The 16,723-nt window shown below is 38.6% G+C and carries 20 protein-coding genes and 1 tRNA gene; 14 read left to right on the top strand and 7 right to left on the bottom strand.

Annotated elements, in window-relative coordinates:
- Positions 1-39: 39 nt before the first annotated feature.
- Entirely contained in the window at positions 40-771 is a 732-nt protein-coding gene (locus F3J02_RS03480) for a molecular chaperone (RefSeq protein WP_167247656.1), read from the bottom strand.
- 80 nt (positions 772-851) lie between these two features.
- Positions 852-1,385, bottom strand: a complete 534-nt coding sequence (locus F3J02_RS03475; protein WP_167247654.1) for a fimbrial protein — start codon at positions 1,383-1,385, stop codon at positions 852-854.
- A gap of 489 nt (positions 1,386-1,874) precedes the next feature.
- Here F3J02_RS03475 and F3J02_RS03470 point away from each other — a divergent pair, with 489 nt between their 5' ends.
- Positions 1,875-2,222 carry a hypothetical protein gene (locus F3J02_RS03470; protein WP_167247652.1) on the top strand — a complete coding sequence of 116 codons (348 nt, stop codon included), beginning with the start codon at positions 1,875-1,877 and terminating at the stop codon, positions 2,220-2,222.
- A gap of 132 nt (positions 2,223-2,354) precedes the next feature.
- Positions 2,355-2,567: a hypothetical protein gene (locus F3J02_RS03465; protein WP_167247650.1), complete on the top strand. Its 213-nt coding sequence runs from the start codon at positions 2,355-2,357 to the stop codon at positions 2,565-2,567.
- 44 nt (positions 2,568-2,611) lie between these two features.
- Here the strand turns inward: F3J02_RS03465 and bioB are convergent, their stop codons facing one another.
- Both bioB and queG read right to left on the bottom strand, forming a co-directional pair.
- A complete protein-coding gene (gene bioB / locus F3J02_RS03460) occupies positions 2,612-3,601 on the bottom strand; it encodes a biotin synthase BioB (protein WP_167247648.1) in 990 nt (329 codons plus the stop codon).
- 91 nt (positions 3,602-3,692) lie between these two features.
- Positions 3,693-4,817 (bottom strand): tRNA epoxyqueuosine(34) reductase QueG, encoded by a 1,125-nt coding sequence (gene queG, locus F3J02_RS03455; protein ID WP_167247646.1) that lies wholly within the window; start codon positions 4,815-4,817, stop codon positions 3,693-3,695.
- Positions 4,818-4,841: 24 nt separating this feature from the next.
- Between queG and F3J02_RS03450 the strand changes: the two genes are divergently transcribed.
- Positions 4,842-6,335 carry an NAD(P)H-hydrate dehydratase gene (locus F3J02_RS03450; RefSeq protein WP_167247644.1) on the top strand — a complete coding sequence of 498 codons (1,494 nt, stop codon included), beginning with the start codon at positions 4,842-4,844 and terminating at the stop codon, positions 6,333-6,335.
- Here F3J02_RS03450 and ruvC read toward each other — a convergent pair.
- The gene (gene ruvC, locus F3J02_RS03445) at positions 6,332-6,877 is read right to left on the bottom strand and encodes a crossover junction endodeoxyribonuclease RuvC (protein WP_167247642.1); all 546 of its coding nucleotides are present in this window, start codon (positions 6,875-6,877) and stop codon (positions 6,332-6,334) included. The genes F3J02_RS03450 and ruvC overlap by 4 nt on opposite strands.
- Before the next feature lie 297 nt (positions 6,878-7,174).
- On the opposite strand from ruvC, the gene F3J02_RS03440 reads away from it, so the two are divergent.
- The 9 genes from F3J02_RS03440 to F3J02_RS03405 all read left to right on the top strand — a co-directional run bounded on the left by F3J02_RS03440 (position 7,175) and on the right by F3J02_RS03405 (position 12,357).
- Positions 7,175-7,251 (top strand) — tRNA-Met (locus F3J02_RS03440).
- A 181-nt stretch (positions 7,252-7,432) separates the two neighbouring features.
- Complete coding sequence (locus F3J02_RS03435) at positions 7,433-7,666, top strand: transposase (RefSeq protein ID WP_167247640.1); 234 nt, start codon at positions 7,433-7,435, stop codon at positions 7,664-7,666.
- 110 nt (positions 7,667-7,776) lie between these two features.
- Positions 7,777-7,986, top strand: coding sequence for a cold-shock protein (locus F3J02_RS03430; protein WP_004653101.1), 210 nt, complete (start codon positions 7,777-7,779; stop codon positions 7,984-7,986).
- 459 nt (positions 7,987-8,445) lie between these two features.
- A complete protein-coding gene (locus tag F3J02_RS03425) occupies positions 8,446-8,658 on the top strand; it encodes a cold-shock protein (RefSeq protein ID WP_004807774.1) in 213 nt (70 codons plus the stop codon).
- Between the two features lie 225 nt (positions 8,659-8,883).
- Positions 8,884-9,015 (top strand): hypothetical protein, encoded by a 132-nt coding sequence (locus F3J02_RS18655; RefSeq protein WP_266096155.1) that lies wholly within the window; start codon positions 8,884-8,886, stop codon positions 9,013-9,015.
- A 257-nt stretch (positions 9,016-9,272) separates the two neighbouring features.
- Positions 9,273-10,691 (top strand): NAD(P)/FAD-dependent oxidoreductase, encoded by a 1,419-nt coding sequence (locus tag F3J02_RS03420; protein WP_167247638.1) that lies wholly within the window; start codon positions 9,273-9,275, stop codon positions 10,689-10,691.
- Positions 10,692-10,856: 165 nt separating this feature from the next.
- Complete coding sequence (locus tag F3J02_RS03415) at positions 10,857-11,018, top strand: hypothetical protein (RefSeq protein ID WP_167247636.1); 162 nt, start codon at positions 10,857-10,859, stop codon at positions 11,016-11,018.
- 156 nt (positions 11,019-11,174) lie between these two features.
- Positions 11,175-11,609, top strand: coding sequence for an I78 family peptidase inhibitor (locus F3J02_RS03410; RefSeq protein WP_167247634.1), 435 nt, complete (start codon positions 11,175-11,177; stop codon positions 11,607-11,609).
- Between the two features lie 187 nt (positions 11,610-11,796).
- Positions 11,797-12,357, top strand: a complete 561-nt coding sequence (locus F3J02_RS03405) for an FxsA family protein (RefSeq protein WP_167247632.1) — start codon at positions 11,797-11,799, stop codon at positions 12,355-12,357.
- A gap of 44 nt (positions 12,358-12,401) precedes the next feature.
- On the opposite strand, the gene F3J02_RS03400 is transcribed toward F3J02_RS03405, so the two are convergent.
- Positions 12,402-12,584 (bottom strand): hypothetical protein, encoded by a 183-nt coding sequence (locus tag F3J02_RS03400; protein ID WP_167247631.1) that lies wholly within the window; start codon positions 12,582-12,584, stop codon positions 12,402-12,404.
- A gap of 243 nt (positions 12,585-12,827) precedes the next feature.
- Between F3J02_RS03400 and F3J02_RS03395 the strand changes: the two genes are divergently transcribed.
- Positions 12,828-13,085: a hypothetical protein gene (locus F3J02_RS03395; RefSeq protein WP_167247629.1), complete on the top strand. Its 258-nt coding sequence runs from the start codon at positions 12,828-12,830 to the stop codon at positions 13,083-13,085.
- A gap of 58 nt (positions 13,086-13,143) precedes the next feature.
- On the opposite strand, the gene metK is transcribed toward F3J02_RS03395, so the two are convergent.
- Positions 13,144-14,310, bottom strand: coding sequence for a methionine adenosyltransferase (metK, locus tag F3J02_RS03390; RefSeq protein ID WP_005211901.1), 1,167 nt, complete (start codon positions 14,308-14,310; stop codon positions 13,144-13,146).
- Between the two features lie 384 nt (positions 14,311-14,694).
- On the opposite strand from metK, the gene tkt reads away from it, so the two are divergent.
- Positions 14,695-16,683 carry a transketolase gene (tkt, locus tag F3J02_RS03385; protein WP_167247627.1) on the top strand — a complete coding sequence of 663 codons (1,989 nt, stop codon included), beginning with the start codon at positions 14,695-14,697 and terminating at the stop codon, positions 16,681-16,683.
- Positions 16,684-16,723: the final 40 nt, after the last annotated feature.

Genomic DNA, 16,723 nt, shown 5'->3' with positions numbered 1-16,723 from the left:
ACAAAATCATTTATTGATTGGAAATAAATTTGTTTGTTATTAAAGCTTGATCTGATGTTCGATACGACCACCGTAATCGTTTATGCTCACATAGCTAAGCTTTTCAGTACCCCCAGTTTTCAATTGGATTTTGTCCTCTGAAAAAGGTGAGAGCATTAGACCTTTCGATAGAAGGTCAACTGGCTTTCCTGCATTTTGTTGGTACACCGCAGTCATAGTGACGTAAAATGGCGTAGGATTTTTTACAATTAGAGTTTGTCCGCTTTTTGCCCATTGTAATTTTTCACCAGCGAGATTCGCATCAGCTTTAATGCTGGCTGGACGATAGAAAAACTTAATACGTGAACGGATTGCAAGTTGTAAAAAATTATCAGGAATAGCATCTTTACTGTTTGCAGTTGGTCTTGGCGGAATATCCAAAACATTCAACCAAAAAACAGTTTCTTGTTTTTGATTTAATTGAGCCGCATTGGGTAATGCAGTAATACGGAGAGATTGGCTCTTCGTTGGGTCAACACGCGAAATAGGTGGCGTAATCATAAATGGAACTTTAGACTGGTCGGGTGTACTTTTAGCATCACCTTCATCAATCCACGCTTGAACAAGCGAAGGCTTAGAACCATTGTTACTGACTTGCAAAGTCACTTCACGAGCATCAGATGGATAAATAACGCGAGTACCATGCAAAATAATTTCTGCATGAGTATGACTTGCGATTAAAGCCGACGACATCGTTAAACCAAGCAAAAAATTGTAACCGTTCAGTGCCATTTAAATTTTCTCTATGATTGCGTGAAGTGTACAACTGCGAATTTCTAGAAGCCTAGAAATTCGCATAGTTTATCAATGGATTATTGATAAATAATAGTGTACTGAATAGAAGTGTTTACTTCACCAGCAGTAGATGCGCCAGTTGCGTAGTATTCAGCATAGTAGTTAAGGTCAGCAGTACCGCCATCTACAACGTCTACCCATTGAGAGTTAGGTTGAGCACCGTTGCTACCTGCTGAACGTACTGGAATAAATTGGTTGTTGCTACCTAACAATTGAACATCAACGTTTTTAGCACCACCAGCGTTTTGATTAAGTAAACGGCCAGTATTGAAATCAACAGTAGCACCTGGTTCGAAGTAAGTTGCAACTTTACCTTCTGAACAGTTTGCTAGTTTGATTTGGAATGGAGTACGACCAGCAACATCACCTGCGTTAGCAAGAGTTTGTTTAGAAACAGTTGGAAGTGTTACTGTAAAGTCTTTACCAGCTGGAGTCACGATGTCACAAGTTTTGTCTGTTACTAGACCATTAATTGTAATCGTTCCGTCAGCAGCTTGAGCATTAGCAATACCTACAACTGAAAGAGCAGCGATCAAAGCAAGTTTTTTCATAATAATTTCTCGAACACATCGGCTAAAAGTTTGAATTAAAATTACTTCTCAGTTGGATTTTTGCGCTGAACAAGTAATGTGCGAAATATATATCACTAGGTTTTTGAAATGCAAACTGCATCACATTTTTGTGGTGTGCTATGATCTAAAATTCCGATCATAAATAAGTTGTTGATATAAGGTATTTTTATTTTTAGTAAAAACAGCTTTTTTAGCTTGTTTGTTTAATATTGCTTAAGACTGATTGTTTTTTCCTTTCATAAAAAAGGTCTATTTGATCATTTTTTGATCAAAAAATGAAGGAATCTAGATTTTTTTGTGATCTGTATTGCAAAATTAAAAAAATAATTTAGATGAATAATCAAGTTTTTAGAGTGATTATTAAGTTTATTAACAAAAAGCTCAAAGTTCTTTTAAGAATCTTTTAAGGTTTAATCCTTAGTTTTTTAGTCATGATTAGATGAAAAAAACACCGTAAAGGAGCTTTCAATGAACATGCTTTATACCCACAAACCAAACTACTATTTCTTCGCTCACAAGTTTGTTTTATTCCTAGAAAGTTATTTAAAAAGCCATGCTACGGAACAGCAAACAAGCTTTAATCTGCAGACGATCTATGATTTATTCAGCCATGATCGTGCCTCTAGTACAACCAATTTAGAAGGTATTTTAAATATTGCAGATGAATATGTGCTTGAAACAGATGAGGGGCAGCAGTCATTGATTCAGTCTTATCATGTCCATCTAGATAACCATGTATTGACTTTAGAATTTAATGCCAAAGCTGTAGCAAGCTTAAAGGCAGGTCAAAGTATTTTGAGTCCACAAGCGGCTTAAGTAATTAAAAACGTATTTCAAGTTAATACACTTAGTGAGTAATGTCCTTTACTAAGTGTTTTTTTAACAAGCTGCACGAACCTGATCTATCCGCTATGATTGAAAGATCAAGTGAAGATATAACATAGTGCTATGAATAAGGACTTTAAATCAGAAACATATACTGTTGATGAGCGTATTGCTGATACGATTGCATGGTTAATGCAACATCAAGATATTTTTGATTCATTTCATTTTGATGTGCATAGTCAAGAATTGTCAGTCACGCATGCAGCAGGTGTTGACATCATCCGTGTTGGAATGTTTTTAAATGCTAAATATGGCATTTTGGTGACATCAATTTAATCATATCTAAAAAAAGCCTTGTCAAATGACAAGGCTTTTTTTGTTTATGCACTCATGGCATCTACTGATAGTTCGGCAATGCTTGGCTTAGGTTTTTCTGCGGTTAAACCTAATTTAGCAAATAGAACTTGATCTTTACCTTCACCCGCATTCGGTGTTGTAAGTAGTTTTTCCCCAGAGAAGAGTGAGTTTGCACCGGCCATAAATGCAAGCGCTTGGTCAGAATCACTTAATGATTCACGACCAGCCGAAAGGCGAATATAACTATGCGGCATGATGATACGTGCTACAGCAATGGTACGGATCCACTCAGTAACATCAAGTTTTTCAACATCAGCCAAAGGTGTGCCTTCAATTGGAACCAGCATGTTAATTGGCACGGATTCTGGATGTACTGGCATGGTCGCAAGCTCATGTAATAGACCAATACGGTCATTACGGCTTTCACCTAAGCCAACAATACCGCCACTACAAACTTTCATACCTGCTTGACGAACATGATCGAGCGTATCCAGACGGTCGTCAAAAGTACGTGTACTAATGATATGCGAATAGTATTCACGTGAAGTGTCTAGGTTGTGGTTGTAATAGTCTAGACCTGCATCTTTTAAGCGTTCTGCTTGAGATTGGTTGAGCATACCCAAAGTCATACAAGTTTCTAAGCCTAGGGCTTTGACTTCACGAACCATTTCGAGGACATAAGGCATATCACGTTCATGTGGGTTACGCCAAGCAGCACCCATACAGAAACGTGAAGAACCAGATTCTTTTGCTGCAAGTGCTTCACGAATGACTTTATCAACGGCAATACGCTTTTCTGCTTCTAACTTAGAATCGTAACGAGCAGATTGTGAGCAATATTTACAGTCTTCTGGGCATTTACCTGTTTTAATTGAAAGTAGGGTACTCACCTGAATGCTATTTGCTTGGAAATGCTGACGATGAACGCCTTGTGCTTCAAATACTAAGTCTAAAAAAGGTTGGTCATATAAAGCTTGGATTTCATCACGAGTCCAGTCATTACGTAAAGTCATTGTTATATCCATGATGATTGATTACAGACATTGAGATTCATCATACAGAAATCGTGCCAAAGCCAAAGGGCAAAAAACATCATTTTTCTATTTAGTGTACGTTTATTTGCAGCAATTGCTGTTGAATTGCCCAATCAATATGTACATTGACGACCTCATCGTGCGCAGTTTTTGCATCTTGCAATTGCGTCACGATCTCAGCCGAGTATGGAGCATTTCCCAGACCGATTGCAATATTGCGTTTAAATGATTGATAGCCTGTACGGCGGATTGGGCTGCCTTCGGTATTTGCTAAGAAAGTTGCTTCATCCCATTGCCAAATCTCTAACAAGCTGATGTCATCTAAGCTATGTCTTGGGTCAAAGTCTGGAATAGACGCTTTTTTAGCAAAGCTATTCCAAGGGCAAATCAACTGGCAGTCATCACAGCCAAAAATTCGGTTGCCGATACCCGAGCGTAATTCTTCAGGAATGATCCCTTTATATTCAATAGTTAAATACGCAATACACTTTCTGGCATCCAGCATATAAGGTTCAACAATCGCTTGTGTTGGACAAATGTCGATACAAGCTGTACATGAGCCGCAATGTGCGCTGGCAGGCTGATCAAAGGGGAGTTCAAGTGACGTAAACAGTTCACCCAAAACAAAAAAAGAACCCGATTTTTTGTGAATAAGTAAAGTATGTTTACCTGTCCATCCCATACCAGCACTTTCTGCCAGCGATTTTTCAAAAATTGGGGCAGAGTCGGCAAAGGGACGTGATTCAAAATCACCAACTTTTTCTTTAATACGAGTCGCTAACGTTTTTAGACGCCCACGCATGACTTTATGGTAGTCACGGCCTCGGGCATAGCGCGCAATAATGGCAGAATTTGGTTCAAATGGTACATAACGGGGCTTGGGTGATGCCACAAGATAGTTCATACGCACACATATAATGCTTTTTGTACCTGGAACGAGCAATGTTGGATCAGCACGCTTTTCAAGGTTTTCTTCTAAATAGTGCATATCTGCATGATAACCGCGTTCTAAATATTCCTTAAAACGTGGCATTTGATCTTGAGCATCTGGTTTGGCAATGACACAATCAGCAAAGCCTAAGTCTAAAGCCTGTGCTTTGATCCAGTCTTTCAGTGCTTGCGGATCAAGCTGTTGTAGCTCGATTTTATCAGGCATTTTCTGCGACTGTATTTGAGATAATGTGCTTGAAGCCATAAACCAATAATAAAGGGGAAAATCATGCAAGCTGTAGTTTACCATAGCCAGAGTATACAAGCATGGGAGCAACGTTGGTTTGCTCAGCAAAATTCATCTTTAGGGCTTATGCAGCAAGCCGCTTGGACAATCACACAACAGTTACATCAACAATTTCAGCAAAATAAAATTCAAAAGATCGCAGTTTGGTGCGGGCAAGGTAATAACGCTGGGGATGGATACTATGTTGCTGCTTTTTTAAAGCAACAAGGATTTGGCATCACTGTATTTGCGACAGAGCTTGGTCAATCACCCGACTTACAACAAGCATTTGATTATGCACAGTCCCATCAAGTCGATATTCAAACGATTGATTATTTATTGTCAGAAAAGGCAGTTCACCAAGAAATTCCAACTTTCGACTGTCATATTGATGCCTTATTTGGTATTGGCTTAAACCGAGCGCTAGACTCAAAATGGCAGGAAATTATTCAGCTTTATAATCTACAAACGGGCTTAAAAGTAGCAATCGATATCCCCAGTGGATTACAGGCCAATACAGGACAAACTTTGCCCTGTGCAGTACAAGCTGATCTGACCTTTACGATTTTAGGCTATAAAGCAGGTTTATTTACAGGTCAAGGCAAGGAATATGTGGGGAAGCTACATTTAGTTAGCCTGATCCCGACTGATGCAGAATTAAAACCACTTGCATATTTGTCACCTGAAAAAATTGTATTACCAAAACGGCAAGCATTTGGACATAAGGGTAGCTATGGGCATGTATTAGTCGTTGGTGGCCATGCAGATATGGGAGGCGCAGTGATCATGTCTGCTGAAGCGGCATTTCATGCAGGTGCTGGAAAAGTCAGTGTGGTCTGTCATGGTAAACATCATCAAGCCATTTTGGCGCGTGCACCTAATATTATGGTGCGTGATATTAATAGCTTAGACCAAGAAGCGATTCAACAGCTATTAGCACAAGTGGATACAGTTTGTATTGGGATGGGTCTAGGGCGAGATGAATGGGCGGAACATATTTATCAGCAATGGTTCAATTTACTCAACCAAAACTCGCATTTAGACGTTGTACTTGATGCAGATGCACTTTGGTTTCTGGCTAAATATCCGCAACAATTAAACCAACATCTCTACGCAACACCTCATCCAGGCGAGGCAGCAACATTGTTAGGGTGCACTGCCGCGGATATTGAACAAGACCGAATTGCTGCCATTCAACAGTTACAACAAAAATATGCAGGGCAATGGGTATTAAAAGGTGCAGGTAGTTTAATTTTAGAAACACAATTATTTATCTGTACGCAGGGTAATGCTGGAATGGGCACAGGCGGTATGGGGGATGTATTGGCAGGTATGATTGCCAGTCTAAAAGCTCAATTTCATCAACAGATTGCTTTGCATGAGATTGTCAGCCTACATGCTCAGGCGGGTGATTTGCTTGCTGAAAAAGGGACTAGAGGTTTACAGGCCTATGAAATGGGGAAAATGATTTATACCGTAGTAAATCACTCAACCTAACGGCGTCTGGTGCTTGAACGACTACGCCCACGTGCCATACCACCTAAAGCATTTAAGACAGCCATTTTGCTCATACTACCTGAAGCATGGGCATGACAAATTGCAGCTGCAAGCGCATCAGCAGCATCGGCTTGTGGCTTAATAGTCAAATTGAGTAAACGCATCACCATCATTTGAACTTGTTCTTTATCTGCAGCGCCATAACCAACGACAGACTGTTTAATCTGACGGGCAGTATATTCAGCGACTTGTAAATCCTGATTCACCAATGCTGCAATCGCTGCACCACGAGCTTGGCCAAGTTTTAATGCAGAGTCAGGGTTTTGCGCCATAAATACTTGTTCCACAGCTGCTTCGGTTGGGCCATGAAATTTAACAATACGTTCGACACCAGCAAAAATTCGCTTTAAGCGTTCAGGCATGCCTTGTGTTTCAGTACGAATTGTCCCCGCATCAACAAAACGCAATTTGTTGCCATCTTTTTCGATAATTCCGTAACCTGTTAAGCGTGAGCCAGGATCAATACCAATAATTAATGACATGAAGCACTATAAAAATAAAAGACAGTCAATATTGTTACATATCAGGATTTTTACTGCATAATTTTTTTGTAGTATTTTGAATTATAAGAAAATAGTTGTTTTATTGAACAATCAGGGACATTGCTTTTAAATATTTAAAAGTTTTAAACAGATTAGGAGCCGTCTGTTGATAGCGAGTGGATAGCTGAAAAAAAGATCATTTTGTACTTAATTTAGGCATTGGTAAGCAAAATCAGGGTTTTTTCTAAAAAACATTTGCATTGTTGGGGAGATGGGCGTATAAAGTCACTCCATTGATGCGGGGTGGAGCAGTCTGGTAGCTCGTCGGGCTCATAACCCGAAGGTCGTTGGTTCAAATCCAGCCCCCGCTACCAATCAAATTTAATTATGCTCTGTGATGTATTTAAGATTGTTGCTTAGAAAGAATAAGTAACAATTCAGTTAGCTGAAATAACCCAAAGTAAAGCTAAAAATTATTAGATTCTAGAAATGTAGCTATCCTCTCTCATCTGTCTAGTGTTATAGTAAATCAAAATCGATCACTTGAGCTCAGAAATGAGTGATTTTGTGTTGAAAATTATTAATGAATGGCGTGTAGCCAAAGCCAGCAATGGCAATGAAATTTGTGTGAGAATCATCCCTTTAAAGCGTCAGCAAAATACGCTGAATGGCTTTAAGTGGGTAGAAGTAGGAAAGAGGATCCTGTTGGAATCAGGTCAAGAAATTGACTTTAATTTGGACGGGAAAAGCTTTTATACAGATGTTAATCAACTTTATCGATTGACATAAATGGTTCACATACTTGTAGTATCTATTCAATAAGGATAGATTGTATTAAATCACGATGTAAAAATTTTGATTTAATTCATAAATGAACAAAGTTTAAAAGGTTTAAAGGTATGTCTGATACAGTTACTGGTACTGTTAAGTGGTTCAACGAAACTAAAGGTTTTGGTTTCATTCAAGCTGACTCTGGCGAAGATGTTTTTGCTCATTTCAGCGAAATCCAAAGCAAGGGCTTCAAAGTATTGAATGAAGGCCAACGCGTTTCGTTTGTTCTTGGTCAAGGTAAAAAAGGACCACAAGCAACTCTAATTACTGTTATCTAATTACTTTAGACCAGTGAAAAAAAAGCTCACAACAGTGGGCTTTTTTTGTGACTAATAATAATCGGAACTTAGAGGGATGGCGAATATTTGTGAGCAAAAGGAAATGAAATAATATGTTAAAAATTTATATAAAAATCATAATTTAGAATTTAGATGAGAATATTTAATTTTAAGTATTTGAAAATAATTAAAACTTTTTATTTTCTATTTGTTCTTGATCAAAAATAATGTGCTGAAAAAAGAAGTAGGCAGTCGGATCGATAGATAGAGATTGCGTGAAAAATGTAAAGTCGTGTATAGTGAAAGCTAACTAGAAGAATAACGCTGTTGATTCAGAAAATCTTGCATCTCATATAGTTGTTGATAAACCTTTTGTTTTATCAGATTTCCTCTCAGAGTTTATGATTCCAAGTTGCTCGCTGTTAAGCGCCCCAAATTTTTTAAAATAGGTTTAAATATATGTCTAATACTGTGACTGGTACAGTTAAGTGGTTCAACGAAACTAAGGGTTTTGGCTTTATTCATGCAGACTCTGGACAAGACGTTTTTGCTCATTTCAGCGAAATCCAAAGCAGTGGTTTCAAAGTGCTACATGAAGGTCAACGCGTATCTTTTACCATTACTGAAGGTAAAAAAGGCCCTCAAGCAAGTGGTATTACTGTCGTTGCTTAAAACTCAGCACGATATTTAAAAAAAGCTCACTTTGGTGGGCTTTTTTTGTCTCAAAATTTTATTTTCTTTAAAGCAGACTATTTTTTTTTAATTATCCTACATTAAGTGTCATTTTTTGTCATAAATTCACCATTTGGTTGAAAAATTGCACTAGCAAGATATACGACTTTTTGCTAATTTATTTCTATTGATTTGTTAGGCAAATTAATAAGTGTAGTACATTTAATGAGCGTTAAAGTTATGGAAAACTTGGAGCCGTATGCTCAAGGGTTTGAGCAAGAAGTTCATGTACATTGCAAGAGATCTTTAGGTACGTTGTTATTTAGCTTTGTAGTATTGCTTGCAACCAGCCTATAAGAGAAAGAAAGCACCTTCGGGTGCTTTTTTAATTTTCAAATCTTTATTTTTATTCTGCGCCCTCATTTTTATCGTTGATGCTTTAAGATATCTGCATATCAAACTTTATTGATTTCATCATTTTGAGTATGTTAACGGACTGTATAGCTACTTATTTACCTATCAAAATTATTGAAAGATTCTGGTTTTGTTGCTCAGTTTTTCTGCGATAAGCTATTTGTATTAATCAGTAAAAGATTGTGTTAGGTGAATTTAAAATGTTTGGTGATATAAAGAAACCAACGCATTTCGATGATGTTGTTTTTAAAGAAAGTAAAGCATATAAAAATTCTAATGAATGGAACTGGGTCAACCCAAAACATGGGCAGTTTGTTCATCCCGCAAATTATTATGAAAGTTCCTTAGAGGACTGGCATTGTTTTGATACTTTAACAGCAGATCAAGAATGTGATGTAGTGGTTATTGGTGGAGGATTATTAGGTTCTTCCACAGCATTGCATTTATCTGAGCAAGGTGTTGATACTATTTTAGTAGAAAAGAATCGTATTGGCTCCGCAGCATCAGGTAGAAATGGAGGTCAGCTTACTCCAGGTCTAGCGCGTTGGGAAGCTGAAGAAATGATTAAACGTTTTAGTTATGAAGATGCTAAAAAACTTTGGCATTTTACATCTACCGAAGCAATGTCTTTAATTGATCAAATTGCAGAAGAATATACTGTAAATTTGGCGCGTAAACGCGGACATATTACAGCGGCTGTGCATGAAGGGCATTTAATTGCTTTAACTCAAGGTGCTGAAGCCAGAAAATATTTAGGCGAAGATCATACCAAAGTGGTGGGTGAATATGAACTTAAGGATTTAATTAAAACTGATCTTTATAAAGGTGGTTTGGTTGATAATTTAGGGGGGCATATTCATCCATTAGCACTCAACCGTGCTTTGGTGCATGGCTTTTGTAAAAACGGTGGGCAAGTTTTTGAACAAACTGAAGTATTGTCGATTTCTGAACAGATCGATGGTGTCTATGTGCAGACAGCTTCTGGTGTGATTAAAGCACGTAAAAGTGTCGTAATCGCAGTGCATCATAATGCATTTAAGTTACTGCCTGAAAAGAAGCAGACAGCCATTCCATTCCATACTTATGTTGCAGTCACTGCACCACTGGAACGACCTTTAACTGAGTTGTTGCCACAAGACCATCCTGTCTACGATACGCAGTTACAGATTGATTATTATCGTGGAGTCTCTCAGAACCGTTTGCTGTTCGGTGGTCAAGGCACGGGAACAAGTTGGGCTGCGGGCAGAATGAATCAATATTTATTAGGCCGAATTAATAAAGTTTTTCCACAGCTTGAAAATGTCGAAATGGACTTCTGTTGGAGTGGTGTCAGTGATTTGACTATGAATGGTGCCACTGATAACCGAAAATTTGGTCAGAAATTTCCTATTTATGCAGTACATGGTTGGAGTGGGCATGGTGTGGCACAAACCGTGCGTATCGGTAAAGCCATTGCAGATGATTTTCTAGCTAAGAATACCGATTACGCAATGCTCACCAAAATTCAACATAGTGACATTTTGTTTGGACGCTTATTGGCACCTTTGGCGATCCCAATGTCAAAAGGTTGGTATGGCGTTACTGGAATGTTAAATCCAGGAAAAATGGTATCGTTTTAAGACTCACTTAGCTTTATTTCTATAAAAAATGTCTCCACACGGTGAGACATTTTTTATGTTTCTTCAAGTTGAAAAATGTGAGGTATGGAAGTGACTTATTCGGCATCAATTTGTTCTATATGAATAAATATAATATGTTAGGCTAAATAAAAAAGGATGAAGTCCATGGATATTATACAAGTTAAAGATTTTTCAGCGGTAACGGGGTATACACAAGCGATTATGGCAATGGATGAGTGGGTGGATACACGACCTTACTTTTATATCATCAAAGAGCATTACTTGATTGATGGGGCTATCCGGTTGGAATACATCATTATTCAATAAACCTATCTCTATTTGTTATTTGATAAGCTTGAAAGAAGGATGGGCTACATCGTTATGAAGTCCATTTCATCGTCTAGGTTCTTGTTTCAAATCATAGACATAATAATCTATATAATTTTGTTATCTTTGCTTTTTACTTTATCAGAATTCAAATTTATGAAAAAGATCTTACTTTTAGGTGCAGTTCTTACTTCACTTGCAGCGTGTTCAGCAGCACCAAATAAAGATATGACTCCACCAAAAATTGGTATGGCTAATCCAGCAAGTAAATATTGTGTAGAGCAAGGTGGTCAGTTAGAAATTAAAAATGAAACCAATGGTCAGGTTGGATACTGTAAGTTGCCAAATGGTCAGGTGGTGGAGGAATGGGAGCTATTCCGTGCGAGCCAACCGAAGTGTGTGGCTGATGAAGCAACGAAGTTAATCGGTCAATCTGGTCTCAGCGAAGAGCAAATCAAACAAAAAACCAAGTCTGAAATTGTTCGCAGTGTTGGACCAAACCAGCCTGTTACAATGGATTATCGAGAAAATCGTGTAACTGTAACGGTTGATCCTCAGTCTAAAAAGATTACTCAAGCAACTTGTGGTTAATCGTTAAAGATGGTCTTGGCTCTCAATTAGATCAGATTTAATTGGGGGCTTTTTTATACAAGTAGGTGTATTGCACTTGATAAATTGAGAAATGTACCCATCAATTAGTTTATCGAGTTTATTTTATTTGTTGTGTCAGGATTGATTCTTCAAGATTGCACAAGGTTTTAATTTTTAGAGATTTGACATGAATCTACTTCTTATCGTGGTATTTGGCACAATTGCCGAGGTTTTGGTCTGGATTGGCGTGGGTGACCTCGTTGGAAGTATGTGGTATGTCTTTTTCTGGTTTATCATCGCATTTTTTATTGGTTTGAACTTGGTTCGCTCAAGTACATCAAGCATTATGCCACAGTTGCAGCAAATGCAGATGACAGGTCAATTGGGTGGTGATCCTGCGGTTACCAAGAAACTTGCACTAGCAATGGCTGGCTTTTTGTTGATGGTTCCTGGTTTAATTTCAGATGTGTTGGCGGTGCTGGTATTAATTCCACCTATTCAAACAGCATTCCGTAATGCTTTGATGAAAACAATGGCAAAGCGTCAGCAGGCTATGATGGATAAAATGATGGGGGGTATGGGCGGAGGTGCTACGGGTCAGAATCCATTTGCTGATCTGATGCGTCAAATGCAGGATATGCAGAATCAACAGGGTGGTGGTCAATATCATGATTCAACCATTATTGATGGTGAAGCCCGTGAAGTAAAACCAGATCAAAAGAAAATTGAGTTTAAAGACGTAAACTAATTTCAATGAATTGAAAAAAAGCACACTAAATAGAGTGTGCTTTTTTATGTCTTGTCACTTTGCTCTTTGGGATGCTGAGTTGATAAGGTAGCAGGTAAATCAACTTCTTTGTTTGGTGGTTGATATTGGCTTGGTTGAAGGGTTGTTATCTCATTTTCAGATTGTTTGTATTTTCGGCTACGGTTCGCTCGTTCGCGAAATCCACCTTTATTAATTAATTGAGTCATGAGGTAATCTGTAACTTGCAAAAATTTATTTTATCAAATTATGTGAAAGATCAAAATAATATTTAAAACTTAAAGATTTGTTTAAAATCGAGATTCTAATAAAATTGTCATAAAAAATTGTTAATTTGAATGGATAGGTTAGAAAACGAGATTGAATTCTCGGTTTTTTTTTCATAGGATAAAAGTATGACGTTTGAAATTGTTGTAAAAAGAAAATAAAAAAATAAGTGGTAGGAGGAATTCATGATGTTATATCAATATCATTGTGCATGTTGTGACAAGGTTGTTGCATCAACTGATAAAGAGTGCCCGTACTGTGGTTCTCATCATATTCGTAGTCCATATGGTTTATGGATGTTCTGTGTAGCGGCATGTCTTGCGGTTGTTGTGGTCATTAAGCTTGCACATTTGTATACTCAACATCATCAAGAAGATCAGCCAGCTCAAAGCAATTCGCTATTTGAGATGTTTAAGCAAGATAATGCAGATTCGGCTAAATAATTTCGGGGTAAATAAAAAAGCTCGCAAATGCGAGCTTTTTTTGAAAGAGCAGTGTGGATTACAATCCAGCTGCATCTTTAAGGATTTCAACTTTATCGGTTTTTTCCCATGTAAATGCAGAATCAGAACCTTCACGGCCAAAGTGACCATAAGCAGCAGTTTGCTTATACATAGGTTGAATGAGGTTCAACATACGTGTGATGCCATAAGGGCGTAAATCAAAATGTTCACGTACAAGTTGAATAATCAACTCGTCTGATACTTTACCAGTATTGAACGTATTAATAGAGATCGACGTTGGTTCTGCTACACCAATTGCATAACTCACTTGGATTTCGCATTTATCTGCTAAACCAGCCGCAACAATATTTTTTGCCACATAACGACCAGCATAAGCAGCAGAGCGGTCTACTTTCGATGGATCTTTACCAGAGAAAGCACCGCCACCATGACGTGCCATACCGCCATAAGTATCTACAATAATTTTACGGCCTGTTAAACCACAGTCCCCTACAGGACCTCCAATCACAAACATACCAGTTGGGTTGATGTGGAATTTGGTGCCAGCATGGAACATTTCAGCAGGAATGATTGGCTTAACAATCTCTTCAATAATTGCTTCTTTAAGCTGAATCTGAGAGATTTCAGGATCGTGCTGTGTTGATAATACAACTGCATCTAAACGGACAGGTTTGCCATTTTCATATGCAAAAGTGACTTGGCTTTTTGCATCTGGGCGTAGCCAAGGCAGAGCACCTGAACGGCGTAATTCTGCTTGACGCTCCATTAAACGGTGCGCATAAGAGATTGGAGCAGGCATGAGTACATCAGTCTCACGGCTTGCATAACCAAACATAAGACCTTGGTCACCAGCACCTTGATCTTCTGGTTTTTGGCGGTCAACACCTTGTGCAATCTCAGGAGATTGTTTGCCGATCATGTTGATGACGGCACAGGTCGAGCCATCAAAACCTAAATCAGAATGGTGGTAACCAATTCCATTTACGGTTTGACGTACAATCGCTTCAAAGTCCACATTTGCTGTTGTTGTGATTTCACCAGCAAGAACAACCGCACCTGTTTTTACTAATGTTTCACAAGCGACACGCGCATACGGGTCTTCTTTTAGGATTGCATCTAAAATTGCATCGCTAATTTGGTCAGCCATTTTGTCTGGATGACCTTCGCTTACAGATTCTGAAGTAAAAACAGCATACTCGCGCATGAACGTCCTATCATTGGTATTTTCAAAAAGACAGAGTATGTTACATCGACTTGGCGGATAGGACTAGCATAAGCTGACTAAAAAGCATGAATTTATTTCATTTTCATTATGTTTTTATTGATATGTGTATCAGTGAAACTGATATTAATGTCCTTTTATATGAATAAATCTGTAATTTAGTATCCAATATCCTTAATCTCAAATTTACATTCTGTCTATCACATGAGCATTTAGGCATAGAATGACAGCTGAATCAGCGAAAAATAAGAAATATCGTGTATTGCACTTTACCCACTGGCGTTTTTTTAAGACAATAGTCGCATCTTTTGAAAGATGATTTCTCATCTTCTTCTCATCTTATTTGATTTAATCGGATTCTGACTTATGACAACCCCTTTAAATGAACGTCGTATTGCAAATGCAATTCGTGTCTTGGCAATGGATGCTGTGCAACAAGCAAACTCAGGGCATCCAGGTGCACCAATGGGGATGGCAGATATCGCTGATGTTGTTTGGCGTGAATTTTTAAATCATAACCCGACCAACCCACAATGGGCGAACCGCGACCGTTTTGTATTGTCGAATGGTCATGGTTCAATGTTGCAATATGCATTGTTGCATTTGACTGGTTATGATTTATCTATTGAAGATTTAAAACAATTCCGTCAATTACATTCTAAAACACCAGGTCACCCAGAATATGGCTATGCGCCTGGTATTGAAACAACAACTGGTCCATTAGGTCAGGGCATTGCAAATGCAGTTGGTTTTGCATTAGCTGAAAAAACTTTGGCAGCTCAGTTCAACAAAGACGGTTTAAATGTTGTTGATCACTTCACTTACTGCTTCTTAGGTGATGGCTGCTTGATGGAAGGTATTTCTCACGAAGTATGTTCACTTGCAGGTACCTTGGGTCTTGGTAAACTTGTTGCGTACTATGACGACAATGGTATTTCGATTGATGGTGAAGTTGAAGGTTGGTTCAGCGATGATACTGAACAACGTTTCAAGGCGTATGGTTGGCAAGTCCTTCGTGTAGATGGTCATGATGCTGATGCAATTCGTCAAGCGACTGTAGAAGCGAAAGCTGAAACCAATAAACCAACGATCATCATCTGTAAAACGATTATTGGTTTAGGTTCACCAAATAAACAAGGTAAAGAAGATTGCCACGGTGCACCATTGGGTAAAGACGAAATCGTTTTAACTCGTGAAGCATTAGGCTGGAAAGAAGATTCATTTGTTATCCCTGAAGATGTGTATGCAGCTTGGGATGCAAAAGCAAAAGGTCAAACCTCTGAAGCAGCTTGGAATGAATTGTTTGCTCAATACCAAGCAAAATATCCAACTGAAGCAGCTGAATTATTACGTCGTATCAATGGCGATTTACCTGCTGAATTTGCAGCGCAAGCAGATGCTTTCATTGCTGAAACAAATGCAAAAGCAGAAACCATTGCAACACGTAAAGCAAGCCAAAATACTTTACAGGCATTCGGTCCATTGCTTCCTGAATTATTAGGCGGTTCTGCTGACTTGGCTGGTTCTAACTTAACACTTTGGAAAGGTTGCCAAGGCGTACAAGAAAACCCAGCGGGCAACTACGTGTATTATGGCGTTCGTGAATTCGGTATGACTGCAATTGCGAACGGTGTGGCTTTACACGGTGGTTTCGTTCCTTATGTTGCAACTTTCTTGATGTTTATGGAATATGCACGTAATGCAGTGCGTATGTCTGCATTGATGAAGCAACGTGTGATTCATGTTTATACGCATGACTCAATCGGTTTGGGTGAAGATGGTCCTACGCACCAACCAATCGAACAAATTGCATCATTGCGCGGTACACCAAACTTAAATACATGGCGTCCTTGTGACACAGTTGAAGCAGCTGTTTCTTGGAAATCTGCTCTTCAACGTAAAGATGGTCCATCAGCGCTCATTTTCTCTCGTCAAAACTTGCCATTCCAAGCACGTAATGAAGCTCAAATTCAAAACGTTGCAAAAGGTGGTTATGTGCTTGCTGAAGAAAAAGGCGAGTTAAAAGCAATTATCATTGCAACAGGTTCAGAGGTTTCATTGGCAATGGAAGCATATGCACAACTTGAAGGTGTACGTGTAGTGTCTATGCCATGTGCTGAAGAGTTTATGAAGCAAGATGTTGCGTATCGTGAAGCGGTATTGCCTGCGCATATCCGTGCACGTGTAGCGGTTGAAGCGGCTCATGTAGATTACTGGTGGAAGTTTGTTGGTTTAGACGGCAAAGTGATCGGTATGACCACTTATGGCGAATCTGCTCCAGCAAAAGACTTATTCCAATTCTTCGGTATCACCACTGAAGCAGTTGTTGCTGCGGTTAAAGAATTGACTGCTTAATCAAATTAAGTGGTATAAAAAAGCGCTCTGATTAAGGGCG

Source organism: Acinetobacter sp. Tr-809 (genome assembly GCF_011753255.1).
GTDB lineage: Bacteria > Pseudomonadota > Gammaproteobacteria > Pseudomonadales > Moraxellaceae > Acinetobacter.
Note: the sequence above shows the minus strand (reverse complement) of the source record. Positions and strands in the feature narration are given on the sequence as shown.